This window comes from Cellvibrio sp. UBA7671 (genome assembly GCA_002483145.1).
Lineage (GTDB): Bacteria > Pseudomonadota > Gammaproteobacteria > Pseudomonadales > Cellvibrionaceae > Cellvibrio > Cellvibrio fibrivorans.
Genome location: DLHJ01000019.1, coordinates 92757 through 117083, shown reverse-complemented (window position 1 = coordinate 117083; position 24327 = coordinate 92757). Strand labels below are relative to the sequence as shown.

Here is a 24327-nt window from a genome sequence, read left to right as displayed (position 1 = left end):
ATATAGTTATTTAGACTTTTTCTAAAAAGATATGCTCTCAGCTAACAATCCTTCCACCATCTTTTTAACCCCCATAAAAAAGCCGACTGCAGGAGTCGGCTTTTTAACAGCTTGTGAGATGGTTAATCGATAAGCCCTTGCGAGATCTTATCCGAGGCCTGCAGCAAACGCTCCAACACCCGCTCAGTGCTGATCGCCTGGGATTTGATATGGATAAAAGGAATGATCAATACCGCTGCCGCACCGTGGACACCAATGATCGGTACACAGAAATCAGTCACGCCATCGACAAAATCACTGGCGAGTTGGATATAGCCCTGATCCACCCCTTTGCGCGCCTTGGCGAGGAAGCGCTCGATGCGCTCCAGATCCACCGTTGCCGACAGCAGCGGCAGCCAACCAGCTTGTACATCGGGCGTGGCGAAACCGTAGAGCAAGGCACCGGAGTTGGTATCTATCAGGCGGCGGCGATAGCCAACACGCACTGAAAAACCGAGATCCATCGGGCTTTCAAGGCGGGCGACCACCACAATTTGGTCGCCTGAGGGCACCACCAAATGGCAGGATTGCCCCAGCTCCCGGGTCAGCTCTTTCATCACCGGCAAGGCGACTTCGAGCAGGGTTTTGGCCGTGCCTTGGGAGATGCCGAGCGTGAAGAGTTTGTTGGTGAGCATGTAGCCGTCGCGACCATCGGGCATCTGGGTGATGAATCCGCGATATTCGAGCGCGAGCACCATGCGGAAGAGTTCGCTTACTGAACGCCCGAGTGCAGCGGCCATTTGCGAGGTCGTCATGGGCGACGAATTGCGCGCGAGCAATTCAAGAATGTCCAAGCCTTTCTCCAAGGCAGGGGCACGATATTTACGTTCGGCGTCGTCACCGTTTTCCAAAAAAGCGCTGTCGAGTTCTTTAGTCATAATAGAAGTCATAGTATTTTTCTCGTTATTGTTTCCCCGTGTCCATTATTGGCTTATAGCGCTCAGGTCAAGTCAGGATGCAACCTAAGGCTAAACTTTGTCCTTGTTGTCACAGGATTCTACTCACACACTCCCACATCAGGCGTTCCACTTTACGCAATTCGATAAAAACGCAAACTTGTACCTATGAAAACACTTTCAATTTCGCCCAGTTTGCATCCTGTAAGTGCATGCTGGACAAGATTAAGCCAATTTTTATAGATAGTGAGCTGCTTGTTTGGCGCCAAACCAATGACAGGCCAGTCGCTCCCCCACATCAATCGCTCAGCTCCGAATACCGTGAGTAAATATTGAATATAAGGGGCCAGTTCTGCCTGCCCCTGGTCTTTGCCCGATTCAGCCGGCAGGCCTGAAATTTTGCAATGTACATTCGGTAATCTTGCGATGCTGGCGATGGCATTACGCCAGTCGTCGGCAGGACGATCAGTAGCGATAACCGCTGGCTTGGCAGCATGATCGATCACTATTGGCAGATCCGGATGGCGCCGCGCAAATTGCTCCAAATGTGGCAAATGACGGGTGTAGACCAGTGCATCGAAGCTCAATTTGTGCCCTTTCATCGCCGCGATCGCTAGTTCCAGTTCCGGGCGCAAGATCCAGTCATCGTCTGGAAGGGATTGCAACATGGGGCGCAAACCACGCAATTTGGGATGCCCTGCCAAATGGGCGATACGTGCAGACGCCGACTCCGCCGCCAAATCCACCCAACCGACAACGGCTTTGACAAAATCGGATTGCTCCGCCACCGCCAATAAATAATCGGTATCCGCATCGCTCTCTTGCGATTGCACCAACACTGAACCCGTCACCCCCGCAAACCTGGCCAGCGGCAGCACATCCTCCACACCAAAATTGCGGTAGATCGCAACCAAATCCGGCGTCGGCCAACAGCAATCATGCTCGCCGAGTTGCCAGATATGTTGGTGCGCGTCGATCACTTGGCGACCACCTCTGCTTTATCGCGGCTGCGTGCATAGAGCGCAATCACCGCAAAACACACCAGCGGAACGCCCACGGCGGAATGAATACTGGTCAGATCCGATACCAGCCCCATCACCGCCGTGAGTACGGCACCGCCGATAATCGCCATGATCACCAGCGATGACCCGGCTTTGGCACGTCCCCCCAGGTTTTTAATGCTTAAAGCAAAAATAGTGGGAAACATCAGCGACATAAAAAAGCTGGTCGCTGCGAGCGCCAGCAATCCGGTGTGCCCGGGAACCAGCATCGCATAGGTGCAGAGGGCGATATTGGCGAGCGCATACAGCCACATCAACCAGGCAGCGCGGAAACGACCCATGAGCGCCGTCGCGACAAAACGGCCAACCATAAACACCACCAGTGAGCCCATCAGATAATTTGCGAGGGTTTTCTCGCCAGTGCCCGGCACCGCCTCCTGCCCATAGCGGATCAGGAAACTCCAAATGCACACCTGCGCGCCCACATAAAAGAACTGCGCGGCCACTCCAAACATAAACTCGCCATTGCGCAGCAGGGTTTTGTAATCCGCCCAACTGCCGGTTTCATCGATAGCGGGTTGCGTGGCGATACGCGGAAACTTGACGATCAATACCAGCAGCGCCCAAGCCAGCACCAACAAGCCAATCACCAGATAAGGCCCCTGCACTGCATGGGATTCAAACTGGTAAAAATGCTCCAGCTGCTCAGCACTCATCGCCGCCAACTCTTCCGTCGTCGGCTCGTTGCCGGAGAGGATAAACTCGCGCCCGATCATAATCCCCGCAATACAACCAAAAGGGTTAAATGACTGGGCAAAGTTCAGGCGCCGCTCGGCGGTCGCGGGGTCGCCCATAGCGACAATCAACGGATTAGCCGAGGTCTCCAGAAATGCCAGGCCGCTGGCAATCACAAAGAGCGCGCCGAGAAACAGCACATATTCGCGCTGGGCGGCGGCGGGATAAAACAGAAAGGCCCCAGCCGCATAGAGCAGCAAGCCAAAGACCACCGCCGCTTTGTAGCCGAAGCGTTTCATCCAAAGGGCAGCAGGAATCGAGAACACAAAATAACCAGTATAAAAGGCAGACTGCACCAAGCCAGCTTTGAAATCCGACAGGGTAAATACCTTTTTGAACTGGGTGATCAGGATATCGTTGAGGTTGTTTGCCATACCCCACAAGAAGAATAGGCTGATGATCAGGATCAGTGGCAACAACAGGTTTACGGATTTATCGTTATTGTTCATCAAGACTCCACATTGTCATTATTAGGATGGAGAGTGCCTGTTATTGATCAGGCTTATAGCAACTTTTTTAGTTACTTTAGCAATACACCATTCCCACACAACTTAGATTGCATATAAAAAATGGTTTATACATAAAAGATGCTAACATAGAGTCAATCAAACTATAACATTTTTTTACACTAGGTTAATCGCCATGATCCTCGCTAATATCGACGACTATCGCACCCTCGCCCGCAAACGTTTACCGCATTTCCTCTTTGAGTATATAGACGGTGGCGCCTTTAGCGAGGCAACCCTGCACAATAACCAATCTGACCTGCAACAGATCGCCATACGTCAGCGGGTATTGCGCGATATATCCAGCATATCAACCAAAACTACGCTGTTTGGCCAAACGTTTTCACTACCGTTGGGTCTATCGCCCGTTGGTATCGCTGGTTTAAATGCACGGCGCGGCGAAGTACAAGCAGCGCAGGCGGCAGAAGAAGCCGGTATCCCCTTTTGTTTATCGACCGTATCGGCCTGCTCGATTGATGAAGTGCGCGCCGGTGTTAACAACCCCTTCTGGTTCCAGTTGTATATGGTCCGCGACCGCGGCTTTCTGCGCGAAATGCTCGCGCGCGCCAAAGCCGCAGGCACCAACACGCTTCTATTCACCGTCGATATGCCCGTGCCCGCCACCCGCTACCGCGATATGCGCTCGGGTTTATCGGGCGGCAGCCTGTTGCAGCGCAAACTGACCCGCGTTGGCCAAGTGCTTACCAAACCACACTGGGCTTGGGATGTCGGCCTGCTCGGTCGCCCCCATTCACTTGGCAACATCACCCCGATCCTCGGTGACAAAGCCGGTATCGACGAATTCTGGAGTTGGCTGGGCGCCAACTTTGACCCCACCGTCACCTGGGCCGATATCGACCGCATCCGCGCTGAGTGGGATGGTCACTTCATCATCAAAGGTATTCTCGACGCCGACGACGCCAAACAAGCCGCAGCTATCGGCTGCGATGGGTTGATCGTCTCCAACCACGGCGGTCGCCAGCTGGACGGTGCACTCTCCTCAATCAAAGCCCTCCCGCGCATCGCCGATGCCATAGGCGATGACCTCAGCCTGATCCTTGATTCTGGCGTGCGCTCGGGCTTGGATATCGTCCGCGCCATGGCGCTGGGCGCCAAAATGGTGATGATCGGCCGCCCCTGGGTTTACGCATTGGCAGCACGACAAAAACGCGGCGTGAAAGAAGTGATCGATATTTTTGCAAAAGAAATGCGCGTGGCGATGGCCTTATCGGGCTGTACGCGCGTGGAAGATATAAGTGCTAGCATGCTGGAAAATCACCAGACATAAACAGGGCGTGGCAGCATGCGCGATATAAAAAATATCGATCTCAATTTATTGAAAGCGCTGGATGCCCTCTTGGATGAGCGCAGCGTAACCCGCGCAGCAGAGCGGCTCTCGCTCACGCAACCGGCGATGAGTGGCATGCTGACGCGCTTGCGTGAAAGCTTTAATGATCCGCTGTTTGTGCGCTCACAGCGCGGCGTTGTGCCCACCGAGCGCGCACTGGAATTAGCGGCGCCCGTCAAACAAGTGCTGGCAGAAATCGCTGTACTGCTCACACCCACCGAGTTTGATCCGCTCACCGCAACCATGACGCTATCCATCGCCGCGACCGACTATGCCTTACAAGCGGTCGCCGTGCCTTTTGTGTTGGAATTGAAAAAGCGCGCTCCGAATATCCGCGTGGCGCTCTTGCCGATTGAAAACGAAAATTTGCATTCGCAACTGGAACGCGGCGATATCCAATTAGTGTTGTTAAGCCCGGCGAATAGCCCACCCGATTTGCATGCGCGCCGCCTATTCGACGAAGAATATGTGTGCGTGATGCGCGACGGACATCCCGCTGCGCAAACATCTTTATCGCTCGACGAATTCTGCCGCCTCGAACACGCACTTTTCTCTTACAACGGCGGTTGCTTCAGCGGCGCAACCGACGAAGCCTTGGCAAAAATCGGGCGCGAACGACAAGTAATGCTCTCGGTAAAATCCTTTTTGGTGATGACCAATATCGTCCGCGCCAGCGATTTGATTTCCGTCGTACCCAAACGTTTAGTTGAACACCTCGACGGACTGGCAACACAAGAAACACCACTTCCGGTTGAGGGTTTTGCACTGGTCGCGGCATGGCATGAGCGAACCCACAAAGACCCAGCGCAGCGCTGGATTCGCGACCTGTTGTTTGAATTATTTATTACTGATTAACCCGCCACTTTTTATCTCCCATCGGCCACCTATTAATCACTCATCATTGATCATCAACTCCAGATATAAAATTTCATGATGGCAATCATAAGAAAATAGAAATTTTTATATACCTGAAGAGCGGTTACTCTGCACTCACGAATTTGATTCGACGAACACTTGCAGCAACGCCTGCTTTTTTGGAGACACACATGTCTGAGTTATTTACCCGCTTTAAATTAAAGAGTGTTGAATTGCGCAACCGCATCGCCGTGCCGCCAATGTGCCAATATATGGCGACCGACGGCCTCAGCAACGACTGGCATCTTGCACACTACACCAGCATTGCGCGCGGTGGTGCGGGCTTGGTGATTGTTGAAGCAACAGCAGTATCGCCTGAGGGCCGTATCTCTCCCGGCTGCCTCGGCTTGTGGAGTGATGAGCACGCCGGAAGTCTCGCCCAAATCGCCAGTGCAATTAAAAAAGCTGGCGCTGTTCCCGGAATCCAGATTGCACACGCCGGCCGCAAAGCCAGCGCCAACCGCCCATGGGAAGGCGACGATCACATTCCCGCAAATGATCCGCGCAGCTGGGAAACCATTTCTCCGTCGCCCGTCGCCTTCGGTGGCGATCTGGATAAAACACCGCGCGAGATGAGCATCGTCGATATCAAACGCGTATGCGCGGATTTTGCTGCAGCGGCAAAACGCGCCCGTGACGCTGGTTTTGAATGGCTGGAATTGCATTTTGCGCACGGCTATTTAGCGCAAAGTTTTTTCTCAACGCACGCCAACAAACGCACCGACGAATACGGTGGTAGCCTCGAAAACCGCAGCCGCTTTTTATTGGAAACACTCGCCGCCGTCCGCAGCGTTTGGCCAGAAAATTTGCCACTGACGGCGCGTTTCGGTGTAATTGAATATGATGGTCGCGATGAAGAAACACTCGCAGAATCCATCGAAGTCACCAAACAGTTGCGCAAAAATGGTTTGGATATGCTGAGCGTAAGTGTCGGCTTTTCCACCCCCGATGCAAACATCCCTTGGGCACCGGCGTTCCTCGCACCCATCGCAGAGAAAGTTCGTAATGAAGCAGACTTGCCAGTGTCATCTGCCTGGGGTTTCAGTACGCCACAATTAGCGGAACACGCCATTGCCAATAAACAATTGGATTTAGTGATGATTGGTCGCCCGCATTTGGCGAATCCACACTGGCCCTATTTTGCGGCGAAAGAATTAGGCGTGGACAAGCCCTCCTGGGTTTTACCTGCACCTTATGCGCATTGGCTTGAGCGCTACAGAACCTGATCGAGTTGTAACATTTATATTTGCAAGATAGAAAATAAAATCCCGCTGATTGAACATCAGCGGGATTATTGCGGCAGGTTGAATATCAATTTTTAAATTACAAGCGGCGAACTATATTTCACACACTTACCATTCTGGTTCGTGAAAATGTTTCGAATACTCTTTTTTCTTTCGGTTGCCCTTCCAGCTTGAAAAAGTTTACACGTTGATGCAGATGCTGAGAAACTACAGCCAATGTTTGAGCATAATTTTCGACTTGCCCAATTGCACTAACGGCAACGTCAGTAACGTTGTTAATGCTGACCACATTTCTATTGATATCTTCCGCCACCATGCTTTGCTCTTCCGCTGCTGTCGCAATTTGTAAATTCATTCCGTTAATTTGTGAAACAGACTGTTTTATATCAGCCAGTATTTGTTGCGTGTGTTTTACATGCCCTACAGTCTCTGCCGCTTCGCCTCGGCTAGTTTCCATTACAGTTACAGCATTGCTAATACCAGTTTGTATTTTACTGATCATAGCCTGAATTTCTTGAGTAGAGCTATGCGTCCGGCTTGCTAATGTGCGAACCTCATCAGCTACCACCGCAAACCCTCGACCTTGCTCTCCGGCACGTGCAGCTTCAATTGCGGCATTTAACGCAAGCAAGTTGGTCTGTGCAGCAATGCTGCGAATGACTTCCAACACTTTTCCTATTTCACTACTGTCTATCGCCAGTTGAGTAATAACGCCTGACGTTTGTTCTACTTCATTAGATAAATCCAAAACAGCTTGAATAGAGCGAAGAACGGCGGCTTCGCCAATCCTGGTTTGCTCATCAGCTGAGTGTGTTGCGTTTGACGCATTTTGCGCATTTAAGGCGACCTCAGCTACGGTCGCCGTCATTTCATTCATCGCCGCTGCTACTTGCTGTGTCTGCTGCTGTTGGATATCCAACTCCTCTGCGGTGCGACGACTACTTTCGGCTAATTCGTGCGAAGCTTCCTGAAGCTCTGTCGATGAACGTCTGATTTCGTGTACTGTTTCCTGAAGCTTCTTACTCATATCCAACACTGCACGCATAATGCTATTTGCCGGTGGCTGATAGGCGAGATTTAACACAAGCCATCCATCAGCAACTTTCTGCACGTTCAAGGCAACCTCATCAGGCTCACCGCCAATACGACGCACTAACTGTTTGGCAATCGTAGCACCCAAGCTAATACTGGCAACAATGCTTATCAATGTGAGTAATATCGTTATGAGTTCTGTAGTTCTTAGCGCTTTCTCGGATCGCTGGAATTCTTCATCTACAATAGTCAATTGCAATTCGATTAGCTTGGTCAAACCTTCGCTAATAGGATCTATGGCGGAGTATAGTTCCCCATCAAACTCATTAAACTGTCCTGCCGCTTCTCCGTTCAGATTTCCGATTTTTGCAAGCACACGGTCTATTTCAATATTGCCAGCAGGCAACAAGCGATCCACTGCTTCCATGAGGAACGTTTCTTCTCGCGTTAGATAGGTTTTTTTGTAGCCACTCCACAGTTTTTCCACATCTATTTTGGCTTGCATTAACGATTTACTGGCGCTATCAGGATGCACCAATCCTGCATTGAGTTTGTTCACTGTATCGATCACTGCAACCGCATAAGCATCGGCTACTAATTTTAAGTCTCGCAGCGGAATAACACGATCTTTATAAATTGTGGTGATACTGGCGTGTTCCGCATCGAGTACCGAAATGGAACGATAGCCGAGAAATATCAAAAATATACAGGGCAATAAAGCAATCAATGCAAGCTTGTGAAAGGTTTTCATTGTGAATCATTCCTGTATTAATAATTAACAGCGATACAAACTTTACTGTTATGTGAGTTATTAAATTCTTCTTCCAGATAGAATAAAAGATTGGGCAGTATCTACGTCGAGTTACTTATTCACGAAGATACGTTCAAGAATTTAATGATCTTAGATGCTCTCAGTTGAGAGTGTAGAGGGAGGAGTTTTGTATACAATAAAGCGCGCAAGAAAAATCACCTTCGCGCAATACAATTGGATACATTGTCAGAAATAAATCAGTTCAATCGTCAGAATTAATGCGCGACACCACGATGGCAGGCGTAACCCAAGCCGTAGTGACTGACAATTGACACAGGGTTATCAGGAAGAGTTTCTAACTTGAGGCGGAGTCGGCTTATTAACAGATCCAACGCCCTGCCCTGCTGACTTGGTTCGGCCGCCCCCCAAATGGCCTCGCTCAAAACCTCGCGACTTACCACTTGCCCTTCGTGGCGTAGCAGAAATTCAAGCGTTCGAAATTGAGAGGGTGAAAGGCGACAACGGCCACCATTGCGAATGATTATCTCCAACGACGAGGGAAGCAAGGTAACTTCAAGCCCGGGACTCAACGCATTGAGGTCTTTACCCCGACGACGCATTACCGCTCTTATGCGAGCAAGCAACACACTTTTATTCACCGGTTTAGTGACAAAATCGTCTGCCCCCAAATGCAAAGCCTGCGCAATATCGTCCGCCCGCCCGAAGCTGGTAACGAAGATAATCGCCGGGCAATCGGGTTCATTGATCAACTGCTTGGTCAGTTGAATACCACTGATGCCCGGTAACTGCCAATCGACTAACAGCAGCGATATTCCTTGCGCTTGCCAATTGGAAGCCAAAAACGCCTCACTCGACTCAAAACAATGACACTCGTAACCGTAAGGCGCGAGCCATAAGCTGACCAGTTGTGCGACAGATTTATCATCTTCAACGATGGCGACGGCGAGCAAGTGAGTAAACCTTCCATTTAACTGACTTTAAATTGTTTTACTGCAGAGCCCAGTATAGTCGCTAAACCATCTAATGCATTGCTTGACTGGGTAATCTTGCGTGCTTCCTGCTCCGCCAAATTGGCAGAATGCGTAATACGATCGAAGTTTTTGTTGATGTCAGCAGCTACTACAGATTGCTCTTCAGCAGTCGCGGCGATTTGTGTATTCATATCATTAATGCGTGTCACCGAGGAGTTAATTGCTTTCAATGCATCACCAGCGCGATGCGCCTGATCAACACTCAGGCTGGCCTGCTCCTGCCCCTGCTTCATTACTTCTACTGCTTTTTGCGAACCATCCTGCATTCGCTTGATAACTTCTTGTATCTGACGTGTTGACTGTTGGGTGCGACCAGCGAGGCTACGCACCTCATCGGCAACCACCGCAAAACCCCGTCCTTGCTCGCCCGCGCGCGCCGCTTCAATGGCTGCATTTAATGCGAGCAAATTGGTTTGCTCTGCGATACCTTGTATCACGTCTAACACCGAACCAATTTCACGGCTGCCTTCCGACAGATTATCAATGACCACAGCAGCCTCACCCACTTTACTCGCCAACTGCGAAATAGTTTGTTGCGTTTTATCAACTTCCTGCTGGCCCGCTGTAAATTCCTTCATGGCTGTTTGCGCTAAAATCGCCGCCTGATTTGTGTGATGCGCCACATCGATTACGCTATTGGCCATTTGCTGTATAGCCGAAGCACCTTGTTCGGTTTCATGTTTTTGCTGGCCAATTAATTTTTCGTTTTGCTTTGATGTGTTAAGCAAATCCGTAGAGGCAGACATCAGATCTGCTGCTGCTTTTGTTGTACTAGCCGTCATTTGATTCAGCTGGCTATTAAGCTTATGCAAGGCGCTCATAATGCTGTTGGGCGCAGATGCTTCAACGGTTAAGCGCAGATCACCATCGGCAATTTGATTAATGATTTCAGCTGCTTGTTCAGGTTCTCCGCCGAGAATTTGTAACAATCTTTTTACCGTCAGCACAGAAAAGGCAGCGCCGATCACCAGCGAAAAAGCGGTTACAATCATCATAAACAATTGAAAACTATGGGTTTCATCACGCACTGATTTAACACTTTGCTGAATTTCTTTTTCCTGAAGATCAATCAGCGCATTAATACGCTTTAACCATTCCGCGTAAGAAGGGGAAACATCCGACAACAAAAAGCTCCGCGCCTGATCATAATCATTCGCATTCAGTAAGCGGATACATTGAGCTGTAATTTCCAAGGTTTGTTTTTCGATAGTTTTGATCGCAGCCAATAATCGCTGCTCTTCAGGATTGTTGCCTTGTTTGGAGCTGTACAGCCGGTCAAGCAAAACCGCTGAGTCTTGATAAAATTTATCGAGCTTGACGATATCGCCCAAGTGTTTTTGGCTGGCGGTCAAATTACCTTCAAGTACCGCGTCGCGAATGGATATGGCACGATCATGTACGCTGCCGCGAAAATTAATCGCCTGACGTTGCTCAACAGAGGTTTGTTCGGCGACAGTCGTAAGTATCTGGTCTGCTTTTCTGATTTTAAGAACCCCCATCACGGTAGTTAAAATCATCAGTAGCAACAATAAAACGAAGCCGATATACAAGCGATTAATAACTTTCATAGAGCAATTGGACCCGTAGTTCGTTAGAGGATATTTAGTATTACTAATCCTTTAACCTGGCAGTTCAGGAGAAGATCGTTCATTTGCAACAAATCGCCTGATAAAAACCAAGTCTGCGCAATGAATTCCGTATCAGTAACCATAGCAACAAGAAACCATTCTGCGAGTTTTTAATTTGATTTCGCGTTAAAAAATGAGCAATCACCAAGCCACCAACAAAAATTGCTCGGTAATTTTCAAGGCGCGACAAAATGGTTATATAGAAAGAAGTGGGACACTGATAAAAAATGCATGACGGCGCATGAACGCCAGTAAGAAAGATTCGCAATCAACTCATTATTTTTGCACATCAGATCTATAAGCAACCCGATACGCACCATAAGAAATTCCAGATCACGAATCAGGGCCTGCCTATGAAAAAAATCCCGGCCTGTAAAAGCCGGGATCAATTAAATCGTCTGAAAAATTGTAGGTGTCAACTCAAGTAACTGTAAGGTCAACTTTGTATGGATACAGACATATAAATACGTCGCCTTACAAAAACTTCACCTCACAGAAAATCGGATAGTGATCCGATGGTGGCGTAGTGCCTTCGCGATAGGTAATCAGGTTGCAGCCAGACAGCGTAAACTTGCTGGCAAAAATATAATCCAATTGCACGTTAGGCGTTGGATTCCAACCATTAAACGTGTTACCGGTAAATAGGCTGATGAGTTGTGTTTGGTTCATCAGCGTATTGATCGGGCCACTACCCGGCGCTGCATTTAAATCGCCCAATAAAATAGTTGGCAGCGACCAACTCTGGTTCAAGCTTGGTAGGGTATCACGCAAAATATTTGCAGAACCTTGTTGCGAATTACCATCAACACCCCAGTGATTATTCAAAAACAAAAATTCGCGGCTGTCAGATTTTCTGCGCAACTTTATCCATTCACTGGTACGTCTGCCCCAGACATCGGCCACCAATTCAATAATGCCGCCTTGCACTAGATCAAACGCATCATTGCGATAAATAATTTGGCGCTGTGGCGATGAAGACCAATTACCGCCGAGGCTGCCTTTAATATAATCGTGCTGCTCAGTGGTGGCCTCCTGAAACCCAATCACTTGCGGCAATTGGGTTTTAATGGCGGTAATCAACTCAGCTTTGCGGTTATCCCAAAAGCGTTCGCCCACATCACCGGCGGGTGTAGTGCGCACGTTGTAGGTCATTACTTTTAAAGTTCCGGCGCTGCTGGAACTACTGCTTGAACTACTGCTGGAATTATCGTTGGGGCCAAGGTATTCAAAATCCACATAATTCAGATTGAAATTGCCGGTTTCAAAATAGGCTTCCAATTCATGCGCGCCTTGGTCGAGCGATACCTCGACACTTACATTCTGCCAGGTTTGCCAATTGCCGGTAGTAGGAACATTAATGCGGCTGCCAAGGTCGCTGCCGTTGAGTTTTAATTTGAAATAGGTGCCGCTGTTGGGCGATGCAACCCGCGCCGTCATTTTATAGCGGCCCTTCATACTCACATTCACTCGGTAACGCAAATATTCACCCGCGTCAATCCAACCCACGTTGTAGCCGCCGCCTGAATCTGTAGTGAGTTCAATATCTACATTGTCCGTGCGCAATTGGCCGCCGGTATTGCCCGCCGTTGTATCCAGAAAACTATTGTAGCGCTCGGCTTCTACACGCCCTGGAATGGCATGACCGCAATCGGTTTGCTGGCAAGACACCACATCAACCCAATTTAAATTCCATCCGCCGGTGGTAGCATAAACACCCAGGCTATAAGTGCCCGCATTTATTTTCACCACTTTGGAAAAAGTCTTCCAGGTTTGCCAACCGCCAGTGCCAGTTATGGCGAGCGCGCCCAATGGAATAGAACCGCCATTTAAATCCAGCGACAAGGTGCCACCACTCGCGCTCGCAACACGTGCACTTATTAAATAATCGCCCGTTGCGGGAATAACTAAATTGTTAAAGCTGAGCCACTCGGTGGGTTCAATCCAACCCACATTAAAACCGCCACCAGTATCGGTGGTCGCTTGAATATCCACATTACCGGTGCGATACACATTGCCCGTATTGCCGGTGGTGGTATCAAAGGCAGCCGCGTAATCCTCGGCTTGATAAGGTGCAGCCGCACAAATGGCTGCGTAGTTAAGGCTGCCCAATAAAATAAAAGGCAATAATAGTGAAGGACGTTTTAAGCAGGGGTGCATGGAGATTCTCCGATGATCATAGGGAAAGGTTGAATTCATTATTAGTATGGGAAACACGCGCAACGTTATGTAACAGCAATACGCGAGTGCGGGAGCCTAGCCCCGATGGAGAATGATTTGCTAGTCAGTTTCAGTTGGGCGATAAAGTGACTGGGAACAGCGGGAGTGCCAGGCGTGTTAAAAAGTGGCACACCTGACCTATCATAATGATTTTATTAGTGTTTAATTCAGATGGGATTTTCTATTAACGCAGATGTTCTTTAAGGCGCGCGAGAGTGGATAAAGTTTTAATGCGCAAGTCGCGGTCATACACATCGATCGTAAACATAAATTCATCGATGGCGAGTTCATCGCGCAATTGCTGCAAGCCATCCAAAATTTGAAGTTCATCACCAATTTGTGCGAGCGCTAAAAATTCCTCCACATTATTTTTTTCGCCAGCGGACCAATCTATTTGCGCAATATCAACCGGCGGCCGCAACCACATAGGCTCACCGCGAAACAACGCCACAATCCTCTGAAATCCGGTGGATGCATTAAACATCGCCCGCTCATTTGTCTCGCCCCAAATAACCGGCAATCCCAACATAAAATAGGGTTTATCCAAATATGCTGATGGGCGAAATTCTGCGCGATACCGTTTAAGTGCAGCACGCATATAGGAGGGCGCAAAATGCCCGGCGAATGAATAAGGCAATCCCAATTGTGCCGCAAGCCCCGCACTGTAAAGGCTGGAACCTAAAATCCAGATTGGCACTTGCGTACCTTCACCCGGCACAGCGCGCAACCGCTGTTGCGGTGAACTCGGCTGCAATAATTGTTGGATCACTTGCACTTCCTGCGCAAAATTTTCCGCAGCAGTATCATCGCGTTTTAATGCACGGCTGGTAACCGGGTCAGTCCCTGGCGCGCGCCCCAACCCCAAGTCGATACGGTCGCCATAAAGCGATGCAAGCGTGCCAAATTGTTCCGCCACTATCAGCGGCGAATGGTTGGGCAACATAATCCCGCCGGAACCCACGCGCAGCTGCCGCGTATTCCCCGCAATATGCCCAATCAACACCGCCGTCGCTGAACTGGCAATACCCTGCATATTATGATGCTCCGCCAACCAAAACCGCTTAAACCCCAAGGCATCCGCCGCCTTGGCATAAGCCACGGCATGCGTAAAGCTGTCACAGGGAGTTTCATCGATTCGCACAGACGCGAGTTCAAGCAGAGAGAATTCAACAGACATAGCACAACCTCATCCTATGGATAGGGATGTATTTTACGGGTAAAAGATCAGGTGATGGGTTTGTGCGAAGGTAGTTTAGTAATTCTTTACCGTTTGCACTCTGTGAATATGACATAAATTGATTGTTGTACTTAATGTAATCCAGGGCTTATAGATTCAACAACCTCTGAAGTGTAAGCGCATTATTGTACGCATCGCCTATGGTATTGTTGAAGTAGACAAATATCGTTTTCCCACCGATGTGCCACTGTCGAATCCTTTGTGCATACGCTTCAATTATTTGGTAATCATAGGAACCGGTGTAGTTCCCTGATGGCCCATGGAAACGTAAATAGATAACGTCAGTTGCAGTGTGATCCAAGGGGGTTTTAACGCTAGGCATATCATGAAATACGAGCGATGCTTGATATTTTTGCAGCGCAGTATAGAAGTCATTTGTATACCAACTGTTATGGCGAACCTCGACCGCTAATTGCCAAAAAGGCAGCGTTGTTATCGATGTTAAATGGTGCAGAATGCTTAGTACCTTCTCCGCATAAGCTATGGTTATGCTTGCCGGAAATTGAATTAATAGCGCGCCTTTATGCCCGTTCAATTCTTTTGTTGCGGAGATAAAATTAGCGATATCAGCGACCTCAAAATTCAATTGCTTTGCATGCGTTATCGATTTTGATAGCTTTACACTGAAAATAAAGTTGTCCGTAACTTCGCCACCCCATTTAGAAAATGTTTTGGCCTGAGGAAGCTTATAAAACGAGCTATTCACTTCCAACGAATTAAATATTGAGCTGTAATATTGCAACCGGGTACCTGAACGAAATTGTTCGGGGAAACTGGTTTTGTTACCGGGCAATGCAATACCACTGGTTCCAATGTAAATTGGTGATTCATTCGCTTTCATATCACCTCAAACCAGGCTGGTGCATAATCGCTGGTCATCTCCCGCCAAAATTTTTCCGTGCGAGGCTGCCAATAAAAAAGCGCGAGGAAAGTCGCGCTTTTTTAGGACAAATTACTATTAAGCCGCTTTATGCGGTGCACTGCCTTCTGACGTGGAATGAATATCTTCAGCACCGGCACGCTTATAAATCTCTTTCACAGCGTCAACCTGGTCAGAATTTTCGGTGTGAACCGAGATCAGGGAATTACCGCCTTGAATTTTGCCATCATATAATTTGGCTTCATATTCAGGAATGCCCATGCCGATTAAACCACCTATCATCCCACCCGTTGCGCCACCGACAGCAGCTCCTCCGAGCGCAGCCATTATGGGGCCCGCAGCAATGAAAGGACCTACACCAGGAATGGCCAAGCTACCAATGCCAGCCAACCAACCCAGAGCGGCACCTGCCCCCATTCCCGCAATACCACCTGTGGTCGCTCCCTCAGGCATTTTCGTATTTTGTTCATGAGAGAAATCGCGTGTACCTGATTTATCGGCGAAAAGTACAGAAATTTGCGTATTAGGAAAACCAGCATCTTTTAAACTATGGACGATGGTTTCAGCTTGTTCGCGAGTTTGGGCAATACAATAAACAGCGTTTTTCATAATAAATCTCCAAAGGTTTACTTAGTGTCAATATCTAATCGGTTATCAATACTTACAACTCCCGCAACTTTACGCGCGAGTCCCTCTACCCTTGCTTTTTCACTTGTATTCTTTACTGGACCGCGCAATGTAACCGCGCCATTCGCCACCATAATTTTTACATTGTGAGCGGCAGTCGAAAGATTGTCGTCTTCTACGATTGCACTGCGCACCGCCGCGAGAACTTTAAGGTCTGACTCGGAGTTCGACTGATTTTGTGGGGTCAGCGTATCGCCACTTTTGTCACGAGTGTTCAAATCCGTATTATCAGCATCTTTTGCCAAAGCTGGTTTCATAGCAGATGATGTCGCTGACGACATAGAGGAAGACGAGCTATGGAGAACGCCATTTGCCGCTATCGCTGTTGCGCTACCAAGCACAAGAGTAAATCCTAAAAGTTTTATTGATGTTCGCATCATTTCTCTCCGGTAGTTAATAAGTGGCCGCCAATTCGCAACCTGCTGTGCGCAGTCTATGCCGAGAAATTTCATTTGATTGTTTGGTAGCACACATTGGAGCTAATTTTCTATTAAGAATTTAAAACGATATAGAGCTGGTTTGGGGGAGGAGTAGTCAAGCACATCACTTTAAGAGACAGTCGAGATGCTTAAGCATTGCGATACGAGATGGGCGACCTGAGGATTTTTGTGCATGGTCTCTAAATGAAAATCTTCCCACATAGGTGAGAATTGATACTCTCATTTTCATGGTGCAAATTACTTTTCTGTTGGTTTCTCCATAGTTTCGATCTTCTTCAAAATATCCTCCGCCTCACTCGTGAGCATCGAATAAGACCTGATATCGCCATTGCGCTGTGCATACATGGCCTCTTCTAATTTTTGCAGATATTGTTTATTGAGCTCTTTAAGCGGATCTTTTTTGAAAAAGGAAAACATAGTAATTATCCGTTAATTTCTTTAGTCAGCTATTACGGTTGCCAACAGGTTTTGGTTCAATCTACCCACTCACTAGTCCTCCTCCCAAAAAAACCTCGCTAGGTTGCTTACCGAACAGTTCGTCAGGTTCGCATCATTTAAGCTGGTGAGAACCACGCTGTAAGAGCAGCGCCTGACGTTTCTAACATTACCCATGCGAGATTATTATGAATTCAATTAATGAAAACCAAACCGAACATAACCATGAAGACCTGAGCGGCGTTGCCGCTGTTGAGAAAATAAAACAGATTATTGATAAGGCAGAGAGTTGCTTTTTCAGCACTGCTATTGCAGTTGCAGAATCTTGTGGAACGCGCCCTATGGGAGTGCAAGAGGTGGACGACGAGGGCAATATTTGGTTCCTGAGTGCAAATGACAGCCACAAAGATCAGGAAATTGCGATAAACCCCAGTGTTACTTTGCATTTTCAAGGCTCGGCTCATTCTGACTTTTTAGTCATTAAAGGCACTGCCACTGCTTCACGCGATGAAAACAGAATTAAAGAATTATGGAAGCCGATATTTAAAACCTGGTTTACTGAAGGCGAAAATGATCCGCGTATCTCTGTTATCAAAGTGACGCCAACCGAAGGCTATTACTGGGATATCAAACATGGTTTTGCTGTGGCGGGAATTAAAATGGCTATTGGCGCGTTGATAGGTAAAACACTGGATGATTCTATCGAAGGGAAAGTAAAAATGTAAAAGCAAGGTGGACACACAACCGTACTTGCGGGGATTAATGCCTGGTTAGAAAATGGCATTGAACTCAACTTAATTTGCGATCAATTCCCGGACACTTGTCAACATGTGAAATTCATTTGTCCACTCGCCCTTCTAACTCAATTTAATTAAAAGATAATTTTTAATATTGTGTAAACCGTAAAAGTGATTTATTTCGCCAAATCGCGTTTTATTTTTCTACAGCCCAGTTTTCAAACTATACTATCTACGCGCAACAGGAGTGACGAATCTGCCATTCCTGCGCTGCTGTTTAAATTAATAATAAGAAACTGCAAAAAATATTCGGTCAATAAACAATAACTAATTGCCGAGGATTTTTTATGTTTACTAAAATTGCGTCAGCTGCTGTTCTGGCACTGGCTTCCACATCTATTTCATCGCTTGTCTCCGCTGCCGTCACCATCCAGGAAAATGATCCGGGATTTTGCAGTTACGACGGCATTATCAGCACCGCTAACAACGGTTACACCGGTGCCGGTTATGTCGATATCAATAACTCCGGCGGGCAGGGAATTAATTACCAGATAAATGTACCTGCGAGCGGTAGTTATTCCATTAGTTTTCGTTATGCGAATGTGGGATCAACCAGTGCGGGCTTAACAGTGAATGGCTCATCGGGCAGCTTGTCATTTCCGCGTACTGCGTCGCTATCAACATGGAGCACGGTGACCAAAAATATCAATTTAATGGCAGGTGCAAACCAGCTGCGATTGCGCGCAACGGGTTCGCAAGAAATTGCCAATATTGATTCTTTGACCGTCGGTGGAAATGCAGTGGCGGGCAATTGCGGAGCTGCATCCTCAGTACCCAATTCATCAGCTCCCTCTTCTGTTGCGTCTGTGCAATCGTCCAGCCGTGTTTCCAGCAGTTCGCCGAGTAGTAATTCTTCCACTCCAATATTGAGTTCATCGCGCTCGTCGGTGCAGTCAGTTTCCAGTAGCTCCGCATCCAGCATACCGATTAGTGAAACACCTGATTTTTCATTGACAGGTTTTGCTACCGTTCCAGCGTTGGGTGTTCCAACAACAACGGGCGGTGCGGGCGGTGCGGTTGTGAGGGTAACGACCTTTGAGCAACTGCAAACCTATATTACGGCGAGCGAGCCTTATGTGATTCAGGTAGAAGGCACGATTCAACCACCGACGGGGTACGTAAAATTTAATGTAGCGTCCAACAAAACAATTGTTGGTGTTGGCAATACTGCGATTTTGCGGCAAATAGGTTTCCGTGTCGGCGGCACTACCGGATGCCTTGAAGCGTACAACACGAGTAACACTTATGTATCCAATGTCGTTATTCGCAATTTAACTTTCCGCGATGTGTATGACGCAGGTTCAAACCCCGATGCCGATGGTGTAACGGTTGAATGTTTTTCTCACCATGTGTGGGTAGACCACAACACCTTTATTTACAGTGCCCCTAACTCCACGCTCGCGGGACGCATTGATGGTGCTGTGGATGTAAAACGCGGTGGCGATTGGGTGACAGTTTCCTGGAACCATTTTTATCACTACAACAAGACCATGCTGTTAGGGCACGTTGATAGTAATGCCGTTCAGGATTCAGGGCGCCTGCACGTGACTTATCACCACAATTATTTTGAAAATACCTATCAACGCCATCCCCGCGTACGTTTTGGTAAGGCACATGTCTACAATAATTATTTTTTCAACGACCGCACTGGCCCCAGCCGCCAGATTTCCTACATCGCATTAGCTGGCCCGGAAGCAGAGTTGTATCTGGAAGCGAATAATATTTATGTGGATAGCGGAGAGCTTTACGTAGTCAGTGAAGACAGCGAGCAAAGTGCCAAGGTGACATTTACCAATGACAATATTGTGAAATTGTTTAACCCAAACGCAGAATGGATATTACACGTAGACAACGGTTTGGCATTTAATCCACGCAATTTTTATCAGTACACGATTAATAGCGCATCGGTATTGCCAATCCTGGTGCCAACTTATGCAGGTGCGGGCAAGATAGATGTGGCGAAAGACTGATCGACTGTGAGAATGCAAATGCCCGGTCGCTTTACAGCGGCCGGGCATTTTTAGTTAATAGCGGCTCAACGAATCGATTAATAAACAACAGATTTATTTCACCTTCTAGAAACCGGTTTAGTTAATTTTTTTCCTCTCGTAGTAGAAGAATTTTGATTCATCAACGCAAAAAAATCCGCAGGAGCAGGTGTTTCAAACACTAATTCTTTGCCGGTTTTTGGATGAATTATTTTTAACCGCAACGCATGTAAACCCATGCGATCGCCGTTGGTGCCGTAGCGTTCATCACCGACTACGGGATAACCCAGCCAGGATAAATGCGCGCGGATTTGATGCTGTCGCCCAGTGTCTATTTGAACCTGCAAAAGCGTGCGTGTGGTGTTGGTGCGTTCTGTTTTGAAATGGGTGATGGCGGGTTTTGCATCTGGATGCGCACCTACGTGAACGCGGTATTCCACTTCATCCAAACGTAAGGGTTGATCGATTGTTCCCTGCGCCGGGTCTGGGCAACCTTCTACAATCGCCAAATAGGTTTTCTCGGCTTGATCCCATTTATCCATTACGGCTTCGCGCATTTCGCGTGAAGTGGCGAATAATAAAACCCCTGAAGTATCGCGATCAATCCGGTTTACCGGCCACAACTTTACGGCGTGCGTGCGGCGCGATAATTGATTGCGCAAAATGGCCAGAGCATGCTGCTGAGTTTCTTTCGCATTGCCTACCGACAACAAACCAGCAGGTTTATTGATGGCGATAATATCGCGATCAGAATACAAAATTTCCAATTGTGAGGGTGAGCTACTAGCTGCCTTGGCAGTTGCTCCTACTTCAACCAGATCACCGTTTTGAAGCGCGTAATCATGCTGTGTAATGGTAGTGCCATTGACACTGACGCAACCGCTTTGTAACCGCTGCTTAATTTTACTGCGCGCCCAACCCTGCAGTTGCGTACTGAGAAACACCATAAGACCCGCAGGCTCACTAACGTGCAATTTTTCCGACATAGCGTTCGCTCTGAATTTAAGCTCTTTGGGCGCGGCGCGTAACAAGCTTAAAAAGGATGGTCAAGAATGCTTGACCATAGTCGGAAGAGCTGAGATGAAGGCTCAGACGAGGCAGGAAAAATATTCAGTAGGTCGCCAGAATAACACCCAATTGCATCCTATAGCTAATTAACATTTCTGTGACGGCTTTCTACTATTATCCGCTGCGAAAGATAATTGATATCCCAAATAGGGCGCAGCAAGCAGCGCCCCTACTGGTGCGATGCTGTGTGTAGGGGCGCCGCTTGCTGCGCCCTTATCATCCAAAAACAAAAAGCCCGACCATTTTGCAATGACCGGGCTTTTTGTTTTAACGCCATTTATTTCGCGAAGAAACTAAGGAATTATTTTGTTAATTTCACCGTAACTGATTTACCTGCATAGGTAATTGTCTCTTGCACACCTACATCAAAATTTGCAGCATCTTTATTGACGCCACTGATAAAGCGAACACTGATCTTGCGTTCATTGGCCATACCAGTGAAACCGCCGACGCGGTCTCCGACGGTGACAGTGCCCGTTGCATCGTCGTAGCTAACTGGAATGCGCGCCCACTCACCCGATTCGTATTTGGTTGAGCGGCCATCGTCTTCATAAATTTCGAAGTTGCCGTTTGCACCTGCGTAAACATTCAGCGTTAATGGTGTATTCAAACCTTCGTCGACATGTTGAATGGCGGCGCCGGTGGGAACAATTGAACCGGCTTTAACAAACAAGGGCATTTGCGTGAAAGGTGCGTCGGCTTTAATGGTTTGACCGCCGATAAATTTCTCACCGGTGTAAAAATTGAACCAGTCTGCACCTGCAGGCAAATACACATCGCGACTGCGCGCTTTGTTTTCATATACAGGGTTAACTAAAAATGCAGGGCCAAACATGTATTGCGTATTGATATTCCAACCCGTTTTGTCGTTCGGGAAATCCATCACCAGCGGACGCATAATAGTTCCGTTTTTGTGATAAGTATCGCCCGCTAATGTGTAAATGTAAGGCATCAATCGATAGCGCAATTTAATGTAGGATTCGAGTGTGTTGTATACCTCGGTACCCTCATCGGCGAGACTGAAAATTTCGCGGTAAGGATACTGGCCGTGTGAACGGAACAGTGGCACGAAAGCGCCGAATTGGAACCAACGCACGTTCAGCTCTTGCCAATCAGCAACCAATTCAGGTCTTAAGTCCTGCACTTTCAGTGCTTCGCCACCATTTTTATTGCCCCAACGATATTTATCTTCCGGTGTAAAACCACCGATATCAAAACTCCAGTTAGGCATACCGGCAATACCGGTGCTGACACCTGCGGCAATTTGGTCTTTCAAATTATTCCAATCCGATGAAGTGTCACCACTCCAAATGGCTGCGCCGGTACGCTGGATGCCGCCAAAACCTGAGCGAGTCAAAATAAATGAACGTTTCTCCGGGCTGGTTGCGCGCTCGCCGTTATATACCGCCGATGCATTGGGAATTGCGTAAGAGTTGAAATTCTCTGCACCCGATGCAATTCCACCTTCACGGCTCATTAATTCTTTGCGTTTGGTGAATGACAAATTCGAGTGGATATCCGGCTCAGCCGCATCCAACCACCATGCATCAAAACCTTTGGATTTAATTTTCTCGTTGATTTGCTTCCAGAAAATTTCCTGCGCTTCTTTTGGGTAAGGATCGTAAAACGCATTCAAATAACCTTTTCCAATCCAGTCCAGATTACCTTCTTCAATGTTCTTATTGAACATGTAACCTTTTGCATTCAATTCTTTATAAGTTTCGGTGGTGGGGTAAAATTTAGGCCACACGGAAATCATAATATTGCCGTTCATTGCGTGGATTTTATCGGTCATGGCTTTTGGATCAGGAAAGTGTGCCGGATCAAAATCGTGGCTGCCCCAGGCATTTTCTGGCCAGTAAGACCAATCCAACACGATGTTATCAATCGGGATTTTTTTCTCGCGATAGTATTTAAAGGTGTTGACGATTTCGTCCTGATTTTTATAGCGCTCGCGGCTTTGCCAGAAACCATAAACCCATTTTGGCAACATGACGGCTTTGCCCGTTAATTCGCGGTAACCACCCACGACTTCATCTTTGTTGTTGCCGACTACAAAATAGTAATCAATGGCTTTGCCCGTATCAGACGTCAGTGACAATTCTTTTTGCTCTTCCACTGGCATAGGATCCAGGTGCGTTAAGCGGAAGAAACCGCCACTCACCGTCCAATCCACTTTAACGGCTTTTTTCTCGCCCGCCTTCATATCCATTTTGTAGGTGTGGTACCAGGGGTTCCAGTTCAAACGCCAGCGATCCAGCGCCAGCTGGCCATCGACAAATAATTTTGCGTAACCGGAGTTGTACATTTTGAAATGATGAGTGCCTGACTCATCGCTTTGAATGCTGCCTTCCCACTCGATGCGCAGATTTTTTGCATCTTTCACTTCATCCGGGAATGGCACCTCACGCACACTGTTGTCGCTGAAGAATTGATAATTCAAATCGGCTTCCACGCGAGTGAGTTTTAACTCATTGCCATCGTAATAGCGCGCAGTCAAACCACCTTCTTTACCTTCTGCATCATACAATTTCAGTGAAACATTTAATGGCTGGGTTTCGCGTGGGTCGCCAAAACGGGTGACAGAGTTGTTATCCCAGAGCACACCATAGTTGCGGCTGGAAACGACATAAGGAATTGAAATCACCAGATTGTAGGTGGTAAGTTCCACGTTTTCACCCGCGTAATTCACTTGACCATTTTGGTGTTGACCCAAACCAAAAAAGCCTTCATCGGTGTCGCGGTTAAATTCCTGGCGGATTGCAAAAGAGTCCGCATCCGGCTTGATCGGATCTGCAGTCACCGGTGAAAAAGTACCGCGATTTTCTTCTTGTAATAACAGATTACCTTTTGCATCGCGGAAACTCACAGTGCCATCGATTAACGAAACTTCAGCAGCGACTTGCGCCGTTTTTAGGACGAGCTTTTCACCTGTCTCATCAACCGTAAACGGAACTGCAGTTATTGGTTTGGCAACAACCTGAATGGATTCGGGCAATACCGAAAAATCCGTTCCGGGCAATGCAGTCACACGAATAATTTTTTCGCTCATTACCTGCAAACGCACCTTTTTTACTGCACCTTCTGCAAGCGTAATCACTACACCTTCTGCAGTTTTTTCAACTTGCGCCAAGGCTTTAACTTGTTGGGTAGGCGCTGTAGTGTTGGATGTTGATTCATTGCCTGACTGTTTGGAACAAGCTTGCAAAAGCGCGACCGATGCAACACCGATAATGCAATGCTTGATCATGGCTTTGTGTGAAAGCCGTTTTAATGCAGATAGCATTTTTGTTTTCCTCGTTTTACGATTTTAAAAATTTGAATATTTTATAGAGACAGGACGAAAAACAGGGCGGGGCAAGCAGCGCCTC

At 47.7% G+C, this 24327-nt stretch carries 19 protein-coding genes; 5 read left to right on the top strand and 14 right to left on the bottom strand.

The features are described from left to right. Positions 1-122: 122 nt before the first annotated feature. The 3 genes from B4E62_RS19560 to fucP form a co-directional block, all read right to left on the bottom strand. Positions 123-929, bottom strand: a complete 807-nt coding sequence (locus B4E62_RS19560) for an IclR family transcriptional regulator (protein ID WP_310075202.1) — start codon at positions 927-929, stop codon at positions 123-125. Positions 930-1069: 140 nt separating this feature from the next. After that, positions 1070-1915, bottom strand: a complete 846-nt coding sequence (locus B4E62_RS19555; RefSeq protein WP_331353242.1) for an amidohydrolase family protein — start codon at positions 1913-1915, stop codon at positions 1070-1072. Beyond that, positions 1912-3180 carry an L-fucose:H+ symporter permease gene (fucP, locus tag B4E62_RS19550; protein WP_331353241.1) on the bottom strand — a complete coding sequence of 423 codons (1269 nt, stop codon included), beginning with the start codon at positions 3178-3180 and terminating at the stop codon, positions 1912-1914. The genes B4E62_RS19555 and fucP overlap by 4 nt, the downstream gene beginning before the upstream one ends. A 193-nt stretch (positions 3181-3373) precedes the next feature. Here fucP and B4E62_RS19545 point away from each other — a divergent pair, with 193 nt between their 5' ends. The 3 genes from B4E62_RS19545 (at position 3374) to B4E62_RS19535 (ending at position 6726) form a co-directional block, all read left to right on the top strand. After that, complete coding sequence (locus B4E62_RS19545; protein ID WP_331353240.1) at positions 3374-4525, top strand: L-lactate dehydrogenase; 1152 nt, start codon at positions 3374-3376, stop codon at positions 4523-4525. Positions 4526-4540: 15 nt separating this feature from the next. Next, positions 4541-5440 carry a LysR family transcriptional regulator gene (locus tag B4E62_RS19540; RefSeq protein WP_310075213.1) on the top strand — a complete coding sequence of 300 codons (900 nt, stop codon included), beginning with the start codon at positions 4541-4543 and terminating at the stop codon, positions 5438-5440. A 191-nt stretch (positions 5441-5631) separates the two neighbouring features. Continuing rightward, a complete protein-coding gene (locus B4E62_RS19535; RefSeq protein WP_331353239.1) occupies positions 5632-6726 on the top strand; it encodes an NADH:flavin oxidoreductase/NADH oxidase in 1095 nt (364 codons plus the stop codon). A 118-nt stretch (positions 6727-6844) separates the two neighbouring features. Here B4E62_RS19535 and B4E62_RS19530 read toward each other — a convergent pair whose 3' ends face one another. The 9 genes from B4E62_RS19530 to B4E62_RS19490 form a co-directional block, all read right to left on the bottom strand. After that, positions 6845-8527 carry a methyl-accepting chemotaxis protein gene (locus B4E62_RS19530; RefSeq protein WP_331353238.1) on the bottom strand — a complete coding sequence of 561 codons (1683 nt, stop codon included), beginning with the start codon at positions 8525-8527 and terminating at the stop codon, positions 6845-6847. Positions 8528-8802: 275 nt separating this feature from the next. Next, positions 8803-9498: a response regulator transcription factor gene (locus B4E62_RS19525; protein WP_331353237.1), complete on the bottom strand. Its 696-nt coding sequence runs from the start codon at positions 9496-9498 to the stop codon at positions 8803-8805. A 17-nt stretch (positions 9499-9515) separates the two neighbouring features. Beyond that, a complete protein-coding gene (locus B4E62_RS19520; protein WP_310075222.1) occupies positions 9516-11147 on the bottom strand; it encodes a methyl-accepting chemotaxis protein in 1632 nt (543 codons plus the stop codon). A gap of 534 nt (positions 11148-11681) precedes the next feature. Beyond that, entirely contained in the window at positions 11682-13364 is a 1683-nt protein-coding gene (locus B4E62_RS19515) for a carbohydrate-binding protein (RefSeq protein ID WP_310075224.1), read from the bottom strand. 244 nt (positions 13365-13608) lie between these two features. Then, the gene (locus tag B4E62_RS19510) at positions 13609-14601 is read right to left on the bottom strand and encodes an LLM class flavin-dependent oxidoreductase (RefSeq protein ID WP_331353236.1); all 993 of its coding nucleotides are present in this window, start codon (positions 14599-14601) and stop codon (positions 13609-13611) included. 148 nt (positions 14602-14749) lie between these two features. Beyond that, a complete protein-coding gene (locus tag B4E62_RS19505) occupies positions 14750-15502 on the bottom strand; it encodes a DUF72 domain-containing protein (protein WP_331353235.1) in 753 nt (250 codons plus the stop codon). A 117-nt stretch (positions 15503-15619) separates the two neighbouring features. Beyond that, complete coding sequence (locus B4E62_RS19500; protein WP_310075230.1) at positions 15620-16150, bottom strand: hypothetical protein; 531 nt, start codon at positions 16148-16150, stop codon at positions 15620-15622. Positions 16151-16167: 17 nt separating this feature from the next. Beyond that, entirely contained in the window at positions 16168-16608 is a 441-nt protein-coding gene (locus tag B4E62_RS19495; RefSeq protein ID WP_331353234.1) for a BON domain-containing protein, read from the bottom strand. Positions 16609-16905: 297 nt separating this feature from the next. Beyond that, the gene (locus B4E62_RS19490) at positions 16906-17085 is read right to left on the bottom strand and encodes a DUF6435 family protein (protein WP_310075234.1); all 180 of its coding nucleotides are present in this window, start codon (positions 17083-17085) and stop codon (positions 16906-16908) included. Positions 17086-17291: 206 nt separating this feature from the next. On the opposite strand from B4E62_RS19490, the gene B4E62_RS19485 reads away from it, so the two are divergent. Together B4E62_RS19485 and B4E62_RS19480 are read left to right on the top strand one after the other, a co-directional pair. Beyond that, a complete protein-coding gene (locus B4E62_RS19485; RefSeq protein WP_331353233.1) occupies positions 17292-17828 on the top strand; it encodes a pyridoxamine 5'-phosphate oxidase family protein in 537 nt (178 codons plus the stop codon). 359 nt (positions 17829-18187) lie between these two features. Then, positions 18188-19870 (top strand): carbohydrate-binding protein, encoded by a 1683-nt coding sequence (locus tag B4E62_RS19480; protein WP_331353232.1) that lies wholly within the window; start codon positions 18188-18190, stop codon positions 19868-19870. A 98-nt stretch (positions 19871-19968) separates the two neighbouring features. Here the strand turns inward: B4E62_RS19480 and B4E62_RS19475 are convergent, their stop codons facing one another. Both B4E62_RS19475 and B4E62_RS19470 read right to left on the bottom strand, forming a co-directional pair. Continuing rightward, positions 19969-20874 (bottom strand): RluA family pseudouridine synthase, encoded by a 906-nt coding sequence (locus tag B4E62_RS19475; RefSeq protein WP_310075243.1) that lies wholly within the window; start codon positions 20872-20874, stop codon positions 19969-19971. A 383-nt stretch (positions 20875-21257) separates the two neighbouring features. Then, positions 21258-24242 (bottom strand): TIM-barrel domain-containing protein, encoded by a 2985-nt coding sequence (locus B4E62_RS19470; RefSeq protein ID WP_331353231.1) that lies wholly within the window; start codon positions 24240-24242, stop codon positions 21258-21260. Positions 24243-24327: the final 85 nt, after the last annotated feature.